This is a genomic window from Algibacter aquimarinus (genome assembly GCF_039543265.1).
GTDB lineage: Bacteria > Bacteroidota > Bacteroidia > Flavobacteriales > Flavobacteriaceae > Algibacter_B > Algibacter_B aquimarinus.
In genome coordinates this window covers 1243796-1255111 of record NZ_BAABJK010000004.1, presented here as the reverse complement: position 1 = coordinate 1255111, position 11316 = coordinate 1243796, and the positions used below count along the sequence as shown (strand labels likewise).

The following is an 11316-nucleotide window of genomic DNA, read 5'->3' as shown; positions in this document are numbered from 1 at the left end:
ATTAAAGATTTCAACGTATATTTGCAAACTCAAATTACTGATATGTTCCACGTGGAACATGTTTTATAATGAAAGATTATGTTTAACGAACTTTATGACGTTATAGTAGTTGGAGCAGGTCACGCTGGTAGTGAAGCCGCTGCCGCCGCCGCCAATATGGGAAGCAAAACGTTGCTTGTTACCATGAATTTGCAGAACATTGCGCAAATGTCTTGTAACCCTGCTATGGGAGGAATTGCTAAAGGACAAATTGTGCGTGAGATTGATGCGCTTGGAGGGTATAGTGGTATTGTTTCGGATACATCGGCTATTCAATTTAAAATGCTTAATAAATCTAAAGGACCTGCTATGTGGAGTCCGAGGGTGCAAAGTGATAGAATGCGTTTTGCTGAAGATTGGAGGTTGCTTTTAGAAGGCACGCCTAATCTTGATTTTTATCAAGAAATGGTTTCTGGTTTAATAGTAGAAAATCATAAAGTTGTTGGTGTTAAAACATCTTTAGGAATTGAGATAAGAGCAAAGTCTGTTGTTTTAACAAACGGTACTTTTTTAAATGGATTAATTCATATTGGTGATAAGAATTTTGGAGGCGGAAGGGCAGGCGAAAGAGCGGCAACTGGTATTACAGAACAGCTTGTTAATTTAGGTTTTGTTTCTGGTAGAATGAAAACAGGAACACCACCAAGAGTTGATGGAAGGAGTTTAGATTATTCTAAAATGATAGAGCAACCTGGAGATGAAAATCCTGAAAAGTTCTCGTATTTGGATATTACAAAGTCACTAGAAAATCAGCGATCTTGTCATATGACTTACACAAGCACCGAAGTTCATGATTTACTAAGAGAGGGTTTTGATAGATCCCCAATGTTTAATGGTAGAATTAAAAGCTTAGGTCCAAGATATTGCCCATCTATTGAGGACAAGATTAATCGTTTTGCGGACAAAGACAGACATCAATTATTTATAGAACCTGAAGGTTGGAATACCTGTGAGGTTTATGTAAATGGGTTTTCTACATCATTGCCAGAAGATGTTCAATTTAAAGCATTACGATCTGTAGTTGGTTTCGAAAATGTGAAATTCTTCAGACCAGGCTACGCTATTGAATATGATTATTTTCCGCCAACACAACTAAAACATACTTTAGAAACTAAGCTTGTTGAAGGTTTATATTTTGCAGGTCAGATTAATGGAACTACTGGTTATGAAGAAGCCGCTTCTCAAGGTTTAATGGCAGGAATAAATGCGAGTTTGAAAGTTCAAGAAAAGGATCCTTTTACTTTAAAAAGAGACGAAGCTTATATAGGTGTTTTGGTTGATGACTTAATTACAAAAGGCACAGAAGAGCCCTATAGAATGTTTACCTCTAGAGCTGAATATAGAACTTTACTACGTCAAGATAACGCAGATTTAAGGTTAACACCAAAAGGTTTTGAATTAGGTTTGGCTTCAGAAAAGCGATTAAAACGTATGGAAGAAAAACATGAAGCTGCTGAAAGGTTTGTCAATTTTTTTGAAACTCAAAGTGTAAAACCCGAAGAAATAAATCCAATATTAGAATCTAAAAAATCATCACCAGTAAAACAATCTGGGAAGCTTTTTAAAGTTTTTTCTAGACCAAATATTGAGATGGAAGATGTTAGAAAAGTAGAAAGTGTCGAACAGTATATTCAAGGTAATAATTTGGATAGGGAAGTTATAGAGCAAACAGAAATACAGGTTAAGTATGCGGGTTATATTGCGAAGGAAAAAAACAACGCAGATAAGTTAACGCGATTAGAATACGTTAAAATTCCAGAGAATTTTGATTACTCACAAATAAAATCTATGAGTTTTGAAGCACGAGAAAAGTTGAAAAAAATTCAGCCTACAAGTGTGTCTCAAGCATCAAGAATAAGTGGTGTTTCTCCAAATGATATTTCTGTTTTGTTAGTTTATATGGGGCGATAGTTGAATGAATATTTAAAACGTTCCACGTGGAACATATAATTTAATGTCCTTTTTTTATCATTCTGAACCTTATTCAGTATCTATTTAAATGAAAAATAAAAGCTCTTTTTTATCTGTAAAAGACCACTCTGTTTCAGGAGAACAATTTGAGTTAATTCAGAATTCAGAATATGGTTTTTTAGAAACAACACCTCAGCCATCTTCAGATAAATTACCCGAATATTACGAAAGTGAAGATTACATTTCTCATACAGATTCTAAAAGAAATCTATTTGAAAAAGTATATCATTTAGTTAGAAGCTTGTCTTTAAAAAAGAAATTAAGTTTAATAAACTCATTTTCTTCAAAGGATAAAAAACTACTAGATGTGGGTTGCGGAACAGGTGATTTTTTGCAAAAAGCTTTTCAAAATAATTGGAATATTTCTGGAATAGAACCTAACGAACAGGCAAGAGACATAGCCAATAAAAAAACAAAAAATTCTGTTTTTGAAATAGAACAACTTTTAAAATTCGATGCACAAATCTTTGATGTCATTACACTTTGGCATGTGCTCGAACACTTACCAAATTTAGAAGACCATATAGCCATCTTTAAAAAACTTTTAAAACCAAGTGGCACTTTAATAATTGCTGTACCTAATTATAAAAGCTATGATGCACAATATTATAAACAGTTTTGGGCGGCTTATGATGTGCCAAGACATCTTTGGCACTTTAACCAAACGTCTATTTCAAAATTAGTTTCAAAACATTCTTTTAAAGTTGAAAAAGTTAAACCCATGTGGTTTGATTCATTTTACGTAAGTATGCTTTCTGAAAAATATAAAACAGATAAAATGAATCCGCTTAAAGGATTTTTGGTTGGTCTGCTTTCAAATGTAAAAGCTATTAGTACAAAAGAGGCCTCTTCTTTAATTTACATCATTAAAAATAGTTAAAATCAATTCTTGCAATGGTGTTTTTAATCTTAATTGGCTAAACGCCTAAATGCATGAGTGTTTTTTAAAAACGTCTTAAATCGCTTTATACCGCTTTATTTTTCATAGAGATTTATTATTTTAAACAATCGAATTAATAAGTTTTTCTTATAAGTTAAATTCGAACTAATTCCGCTTTCATTTTTAACTTACTTTGTTATTTTTGTTCGGATTAAAAACGACTTCAATCAAAAAACATAAAATGATGAAAAAAATAATTTACGCAGTATTTGCCATGTTAATTTTCGCTTCTTGTGAAAAACCAAACAAAATAGGTTTTGTAGATAATGGAACTATAATTAACGATTATCAAGAAAAGAAAGATTTAGAAGCTAAGTTTCAAATTAAAGAAGAAGCTTACAGAAACAAATTTGATAGTATAGACCAAGCGTTTCAGATGGAGGTTCAAAAATTTCAATCGGAAGCTCAAAGAATGTCTCAAAATAAAGCGCAACAAAAATACCAGGAGTTAGGGCAGAAAAAGCAAATTCAAGATCAGCAAAAGCAAGTCGAAGCTCAAGCATTTCAACAAGCATTTCAATCAGAATTAGATTCTATTATCAACAAGGTTAAAAAGTTTGAAAATGAATATGGTAAAACAAACGGTTATACTTATATTTTAGGAACTAGCGATGCTCAAGCCACTGTTCTATTTGGTGCTGAGGAGAACGATTTAACACAAACTATTTTGGATGCACTAAATGCTGAATACGAAAAGAAGTAAGGGTTAATAATCTGAATATCAAATAACTAAAGTGCTTTTAATGAAAATTAATAGCACTTTTTTCTTTTACATTGATTTTTTATGAAGCAACCGCGTTAATTTAATCGATAAATCTGTAAGTATAATTTTAGAATTCCCGTTACGCTCAATATGGTAAATAGCATCTTGTAGTTCGTTACTAATATCCATAATATTATTACCATGCACAAAAGGTGCAAAATTCTCTAATTTAAATTTATCCGTTTTAGGTTCAAAAAACACTAAATCGGTTGCATTATAATTCAGTAACAAAGCCTGACGGAAAAAATCTAGACAAAAACTAAGAAACTGTTTTTGTGTTTCGCGGCCAGTTTTGGCAATATCTTCACTCCAAGAAATTAAATCATGAATAGCAGCCTTGTTTCCTTTAGCTTTAAAAGCACTTCTAATCCAGAAAATAAACCAAGTTTCAAACTGAATATCTTCAGAATCTTGATACACTAAATCGCAAGCTTTATTATAATTCCCGTTAGATTGATGTGCTATTTTAGTAGCCACACCTACATCAATATTATACTGCTTTACTAAGGCAGATTTTATAACATCTTCAGCCAAAGGCGGAAAATGTAAAATTTGGCAACGGGAACGAATCGTGTTTATAATTTGCTCTTCATCTTCCGCAATTAATAAAAAAATCGTTTTGTTTGGCGGCTCTTCAACAAGCTTTAAAAGCTTATTTGCACAGGCGGTATTCATTTTTTCAGCCATCCAAATTAGCATTACTTTGTACCCGCCTTCATAAGATTTTAGGGTGAGCGATTTTACAATCTCGTGTGCTTCATCAACTCCTATTTGCCCCTGCTTATTGTCTACTCCAAGTAATTTGTACCAGTCAAATAAATTGCCATAAGGCTGTTCGTTTAAAAGTTGTCGCCATTCTTCAAGATAAAAACTAGATACGGGTTTGCTCTTAACTTTATCGCTAGTAGTTACCGGAAAAGCAAAATGCAAATCTGGGTGCGAAAAGTTTTTAAACTTTAGGTTACAAGCTTCATTTCCGCTTTGGTTTTCACCATTAGAATTAGAGCATAATACATATTGTGCATAAGCTAAAGCCATTGGTAGCGTTCCAGACCCTTCGTTGCCTACAAATAATTGAGCATGCGGAATCCGTCCGTTATCAACACTTTGCGTAAGGTATTTTTTTATGTGTTCTTGACCTAAAATGTCTTCAAAAAGCATAAAGACAAAAGTAAATGAATTTTTTGAAACAAAATTTTGCTTTCACATAAGAAACCAAGATAATTTTCTCATTTTTTAATTAGGGCGTTACCCAAGGGTCGGGCTTTGCGCTATATCTTTTTTACAGAAAAAGTAAAAAAGGATACCGCTGCAATCCCTAACGCGGGCTAGTTTGTTTAAGGCGTTTTTAATTATTAAAGCTTTGGAAAACTTCTTGTTCAAATAATCTGTAGAAATCAAAACTTTCTTTGTCATTGAATGGAAAGTATTGTGTAAAATACACTATGGCAATTTTATTCTCAATATCCAAGGTATAATAAGAATTCGCAGCACCTGCCCAATAAACTGAACCAATGGGTCTAAACAATTCGCTTTTATTTGCTTCAATTGCCCATGCCAAACCCCACCTGTCAGATACATCGCCAAATCCTCCTGTATAACTCATTACGTCGTTATTAAATTGTTCATAGTTTAGACTTACTTCTTTCGGCAAATTATCTTTTAACATAAGTTCAAAAGTTTCTCTTTTTAATAATTGCCCTCCTTCATATTTACCATAATTTAACATACATTGTAGAAATGTCATATAATCTTTTGGCGACCCAAATAAACCACCCCCTGCATTATATGATGTCACTGGTTTTTTGGGAATTCGAGGGTATTCATTAAAACCAGTTGAATCTCTAACTCCATATGATACAATTCTATCTTTCAAATTATCCGGTACGTTAAACCATGTGGCATCCATTTGAAGTGGACCTGTGATATAATTTCTAAAATACTGTTCTAGATTTTCACCACTTATTTTTTCTACGATTTTACCAACCCAATCCGCGTTGGTTCCATAGCGCCAATTGGTACCAGCTTCAAAAAGTCTAGGTTTATCTTCATATTCCCAATTATCTGGTTGAAAGCTTTGAAGTCTTGATGACGTGAAATCATAGCCAAAACCTGCAGTATGGGTCAGTAAGTGTCTTAATGTTATTGATTTACTACCTTTAACTAATTCTCCTTCTTTAGTTAGTATTGGAATAGATGTCATTTCTGGCATTAAGTCGTCTAAAGGGTCATCTAGTCCAATTTTTCCTTGTTCCACGAGTTGCATGGCTGCAACTGAAGTTATGGCTTTGGTCATTGAATAAATTCGGAAAATATTGTTTTCATTTATTGTGTCTTTTCCATCCCAAACAGATGGTCCATATGTATACCATTTTATTTGCCCATCTTTGTTACTGTATCCCATAATGGCAGCAGGAAGCTCGCTATTTTGAAAATAAGTATTAAGAGGCAATGGATTAATTGCTTTTTCTCTTTCTTGTTTTTCAGTTTTACAACCAGTTAATATTGAAATAATAATTAGTGTAAACAGTAAATTTTTCATAATTAAATGGTTCATGTTAGTTTGATGTTTGCCTTTGTCTCGAAGTTATCATTTTTTTCTGACAAAGTCAAGACGCTAAATATCATTCTTTTAAATTCATAAACGCCCTTATAAAACTCAATAAAAAATGGTAATTCTTAAATTTTTTTTCAGCTAAATCGTTTTCGTAAAAAAACACATTTTTTATCGCTGTATAATTAGTTACATTTGTTAAACAAACAGTTAAAACGATAAAATTAAAGATAAATGAAGACGCTAAACGATTTTAATTTCGAAAATAAAAAAGCCCTAATTCGAGTAGATTTTAATGTGCCCTTAAATGATAATTTTGAAGTTACAGATGCCACTAGAATTGTTTCTGCTAAACCAACAATTATTAAAATTTTAGAAGATGGTGGAAGCTGTATTTTAATGTCGCATTTGGGTCGTCCTAAAGGGTTTCAAGATGAGTTTTCATTAAAACATATTGCTAGTAAAGTTGAAGATATTTTAGGTGTTGAAGTAAAAACTGTTGCAGATTGTATTGGTGATGATGTTGAGGCGGCTGCTGCAAGTTTAGAGTCAGGAGAAATTTTACTATTAGAAAACTTACGTTTCTATAAAGAAGAAACTGCTGGCGATAAAGACTTTGCAGAAAAACTATCAAAATTAGGAGATATTTACGTAAACGATGCCTTTGGTACGGCGCATAGAGCGCACGCATCAACAACCATTGTAGCTCAATTTTTTGAGGGTAAAAAATGCTTCGGTAACTTATTAGCTCAAGAAATTGAAAGCATCAATAAAGTAATGGAAACTGGTGAAAAACCTGTTTTGGCTATTTTAGGAGGTGCTAAAGTATCTTCAAAAATTACCATTATAGAAAATATTCTTGATAAAGTAGACCACTTAATAATTGGCGGTGGTATGGCATTTACGTTTGTAAAAGCACAAGGTGGTAAAATAGGAAACTCAATTTGCGAAGATGATAAAATGCCTTTAGCTCTTGAAATTTTAGAACAAGCAAAAGCTAAAAATGTACAAGTACATATTCCTGTAGATACTATTGCTGCTGACGATTTTAGTAACGATGCCAACACTCAAGTTTTAGATATTAACGAAATCCCTGATGGATGGGAAGGTGTTGATGCTGGACCAAAATCTAGAGAGCAGTTTCATAAAGTTGTAATGGATTCTAAAACCATTCTTTGGAACGGGCCATTAGGTGTTTTTGAAATGGAAAGTTTTGCAAAAGGCACTATAGAATTAGGAAACTCCATTGCTGAAGCTACTAAAAACGGTGCGTTTTCTTTAGTTGGAGGAGGCGATTCTGTTGCAGCTGTTAAACAATTTGGTTTTGAAAACAAAGTGAGCTATGTAAGTACTGGAGGTGGAGCTATGTTAGAAAGTTTAGAAGGTAAAACACTTCCTGGAATTGCTGCTATTTTAGAATAATTTAGAATTAGTTTTCTAATTACCTTAAAAAATACGATTTTAGCCATAACATCATTCATTAATGAATAGGTTTTATGGCTTCTCGTTTTTTTATAGTTTTATTGTTTTTTAATATTATAGCTGGCTTTTCTCAAAACCAAGACTCTATAGTATCTCAAAATCAAGTTGTTAAAGATTCTTTAATTGATGGTAAAGTACCTGCAATAAAAACAATTGAAGCCATAGTTGATAGTACATCAATAAAAACATTATTAGATAATGAATTAGCTTTAAAGTTTGACGAAAAATGGTATGAAGAGCTTTATAGCAACAACTTATACGATACCATTTACAAATCTGTTACCGAACTAACTTACGAAAAAGTTGAGTATCCAGAATTACATACAGATACTTTAAAAGCGAGGTTAAAAGAATTAAATGCAAGAACGCCATTTAATGTAGAATATAACCCAGCTTTAGAAAACGTAATAAAAGGATACTTAAAACACAGGCGCAAGTCAATTCAAAAATTAATAACGCTTAGTTCGTTTTATTTTCCGCTGTTTGAACAAGAATTAGACAATCAAAATATTCCGTTAGAAATTAAATATCTGGCCATTGTTGAGTCGGCTTTAAAACCAAGAGCAAAATCTAGAGTTGGCGCTACGGGTTTATGGCAATTTATGTTTGCCACAGGGAAAATGTATGGTTTAGATGTAAGTAGTTATGTTGATGAACGTAGCGACCCTATAAAATCTACAGTAGCAGCGTCAAAATATTTGGCTAAACTTTATGAGATTTTTGGCGATTGGGATTTGGCTTTAGCAGCCTATAATTCTGGTCCAGGAAATGTTTCAAAAGCCATTAGGCGTTCTGGTGGTTATAAAAACTATTGGAATATCCGTCATAATTTACCACGAGAAACAGCAGGTTATTTACCAGCTTTTTTAGCTAATATGTATATTTTCGAATATGCTAAAGAGCACGGTTTTAAACAATACAAATCTGAAACGGCTTATTTTGAAACAGATACAGTTAGAGTAAAACGGATGATTACACTCGATCAAGTTTCAGAAGTTACAGGAACGCCTATTGAGGAACTTCAGTTTTTAAACCCGTCTTACAAATTAGATATTATTCCATTTATAAAAGATGAAAACTACAGTTTAAGATTACCAAACGAAGTTATTGGTAAGTTTGTAAATAATGAAGATAGTATTTACGCCTTTGCAAAAGCAGAATTTGATAAACGCGAAAAGCCATTACCCAAGTTTTTTAATGCAAATGATAGAATACGATATAGAGTAAAATCTGGTGATTATTTAGGAAAAATATCAAGAAAATATGGCGTTAGAGTAAGCGATATTAAACGATGGAACGGATTAAGGAGTAACAACCTAAGTATTGGACAACGACTAACCATTTACCCAAGAAAACCTTACGTAGAAGCACCAAAAACAGCTTCTAAAAAAATAACTTCAAAGCCTTTATCGGGTAATATTACAACCTACACTGTGCAAAGCGGAGACTCACTTTGGAGCATTTCTCAAAAATTTCCTGGAGTTTCTGTTCAAAATATTAAAGATTGGAACGATATTAGTGGGAGTAAATTAAAACCAGGAATGAAGCTTAAAATATCAAAAAGCTAAATTCTAAAAAACTAATAATTATGCGGCAAATTTTTTTAGTAGTGTTATCACTATTTTTAGTTACATCATGTGAAGACTCGGAAAAGAAAAAAACACTTTTAGACTCTGGCGGAAAATTAAATGATGTTTCTGTTGTAATGGCAAACGATTTGTGGGAAGGAAGAGTTGGTGAAGCTATAAGAGATGTTTTAGCATCTCCGGTTTATGGTTTACCACAAGACGAACCCATATTTAACATTAACCAAATACCAACTAATATTTTTTCTGGGTTTATAACTAAAAACAGAACTATTTTAATAGTTGATATTGGTAATGAATCAGGAATTGCTTTTGAAAACGATATTTATGCGCAACCTCAAAAAGTTATAAAAGTTTCTGGTAAAACTAAAGATGATGTCATTAAATTAATTTCTGAAAATTCCGCAAGAATCATAGAAACCTTTAAAGGTATTGAGATTAAAGAAAAGCAAAGACTCATAAAAAAATCCCTTTACAACACAAAAGAGATTAAAGAGAACTTAGGTTTAGATATTAATTTCCCAACAGCCTACAGAATTACCAAAACTCTGGCAACCAAAGAAGATAAATTTTATTGGATGAAAAGAGATATTCGAACAGGATATGTAAATATTTTACTCTACGAATTACCTTTAAAAGCTATAGAAAGAGACTCAAATTTAATTGGGCAAGTAATAAAAATTAGAGATTCAATAGGTAAAAAGTACATTGGAGGTCCTGTGGATGGTTCTTATATGATTACCGAAAATGCATACACGCCTTTTCATGCTGAAACGATTTTAGATAATAAACCAACCCTGGAAACCAAAGGCATGTGGGATGTAAAAAATGCGGTTATGGCAGGACCATATATTAATTATGCCATCGAGGATAAAATTAATAATAGATGGATTATAGCAGAAGGCTTTGCTTTTGCACCATCGGTTGAAAAACGCAACTATATGTTTGAATTAGAAGCCATTATTAAATCTATTAAAATAGAATGATACTCTTCTAGTATTTCGTATTATTAATATCTTTTTCTTAGATAAAGAACGATTTTTATATTAATACATGTAAGATTTTACAATAATTTTGTTAGATTTACGCATAGCAATTTTCCCTCTTAATTAATAGCATAAAAAATTTAATCATAAACTAATTATTTATTATGCTCAAAAAAAGTTATTTGAAGAATATCTTTAAGTTAGGTTTTCTTTCTTTTGGATTTTTTCTACTTGTATTAAATTGCCAACAAGACGACCAAAATCAAAACCTGGAAAATTCAGATGAGATACAAGATATAATATCAAGAGAGGTGTCTTTTGAAAAATCACCACATTTTAGTAAGGTAAGTAAAGTCTATAACAAACTAAAATCCGATTTAAACTCGCCTAATAGTTTATTTAGTAAGTCCTCTGAAGAAAGTGATATAACTTTATTTACAGATAAAGTTCTCTTCATGGAATATGCAGATACCCATACATACACTTTTAAACTCTTGAGAGATAACCCAGAATTTTATATTGAAAATATTGTGATTCACTTCAATATTGATACTGAAGATTATGATGAATATTTGGTGCAGTATGATGTTGAGGTTGGTGAATATCAGGATTTATTAGATAGTTTTCCTTTAAGGGAAGATACAGAGGTTAAAATCTCGAAATTGGCTTCGGGTACTATAAGCTCTTTATTTAGTAAAAGTAGTTGTTTTAGAGCCTGTTAAACTATATCGATACCTTGTACTGGTAGAGATCAACATGAATATGGTAATGGTAGTTGTCCTTTAATCAATAATCACGATAGAGCGGCATATCAATTCCAATCCTGTAGAACAGTTTGCTTTGACACAAACCCAACTGATGATAAAGATGAAGAACCAAATGATTCTGGCGGTGGTGGAGGTGGTGACGCAACAAATGATGACGTTGTTACCAACCCAAGACCAATTCCTTGCGAAGATAGGAACGCTGCTGAAACTGATATTGATGGTAATTGT

9 protein-coding genes are annotated in these 11316 nt (G+C 32.4%); 7 read left to right on the top strand and 2 right to left on the bottom strand.

Annotated elements, in window-relative coordinates; genetic code table 11:
• Positions 1 to 78 precede the first annotated feature (78 nt).
• From mnmG to ABD939_RS08310, 3 genes are all read left to right on the top strand, one after another.
• Positions 79 to 1950: a tRNA uridine-5-carboxymethylaminomethyl(34) synthesis enzyme MnmG gene (gene mnmG, locus ABD939_RS08320; RefSeq protein ID WP_345166912.1), complete on the top strand. Its 1872-nt coding sequence runs from the start codon at positions 79 to 81 to the stop codon at positions 1948 to 1950.
• An 88-nt stretch (positions 1951 to 2038) separates the two neighbouring features.
• Positions 2039 to 2890: a class I SAM-dependent methyltransferase gene (locus ABD939_RS08315; protein WP_345166909.1), complete on the top strand. Its 852-nt coding sequence runs from the start codon at positions 2039 to 2041 to the stop codon at positions 2888 to 2890.
• A gap of 241 nt (positions 2891 to 3131) precedes the next feature.
• On the top strand, positions 3132 to 3653 hold the full coding sequence (locus ABD939_RS08310; protein ID WP_345166906.1) for an OmpH/Skp family outer membrane protein: 522 nt from the start codon (positions 3132 to 3134) through the stop codon (positions 3651 to 3653).
• Positions 3654 to 3719: 66 nt separating this feature from the next.
• On the opposite strand, the gene ABD939_RS08305 is transcribed toward ABD939_RS08310, so the two are convergent.
• Together ABD939_RS08305 and ABD939_RS08300 are read right to left on the bottom strand one after the other, a co-directional pair.
• A complete protein-coding gene (locus ABD939_RS08305; RefSeq protein ID WP_345166903.1) occupies positions 3720 to 4874 on the bottom strand; it encodes a DNA polymerase III subunit in 1155 nt (384 codons plus the stop codon).
• A gap of 187 nt (positions 4875 to 5061) precedes the next feature.
• The gene (locus ABD939_RS08300) at positions 5062 to 6255 is read right to left on the bottom strand and encodes a serine hydrolase domain-containing protein (protein ID WP_345166900.1); all 1194 of its coding nucleotides are present in this window, start codon (positions 6253 to 6255) and stop codon (positions 5062 to 5064) included.
• A 246-nt stretch (positions 6256 to 6501) separates the two neighbouring features.
• On the opposite strand from ABD939_RS08300, the gene ABD939_RS08295 reads away from it, so the two are divergent.
• The 4 genes from ABD939_RS08295 (at position 6502) to ABD939_RS08280 (ending at position 11043) form a co-directional block, all read left to right on the top strand.
• Positions 6502 to 7689, top strand: a complete 1188-nt coding sequence (locus ABD939_RS08295; protein WP_345166897.1) for a phosphoglycerate kinase — start codon at positions 6502 to 6504, stop codon at positions 7687 to 7689.
• Between the two features lie 74 nt (positions 7690 to 7763).
• On the top strand, positions 7764 to 9317 hold the full coding sequence (locus ABD939_RS08290; protein ID WP_345166895.1) for a lytic transglycosylase domain-containing protein: 1554 nt from the start codon (positions 7764 to 7766) through the stop codon (positions 9315 to 9317).
• Positions 9318 to 9337: 20 nt separating this feature from the next.
• Entirely contained in the window at positions 9338 to 10321 is a 984-nt protein-coding gene (locus tag ABD939_RS08285) for a DUF4837 family protein (RefSeq protein ID WP_345166892.1), read from the top strand.
• A 182-nt stretch (positions 10322 to 10503) separates the two neighbouring features.
• Entirely contained in the window at positions 10504 to 11043 is a 540-nt protein-coding gene (locus ABD939_RS08280) for a hypothetical protein (protein WP_345166889.1), read from the top strand.
• The last annotated feature ends 273 nt before the right edge of the window (positions 11044 to 11316 follow it).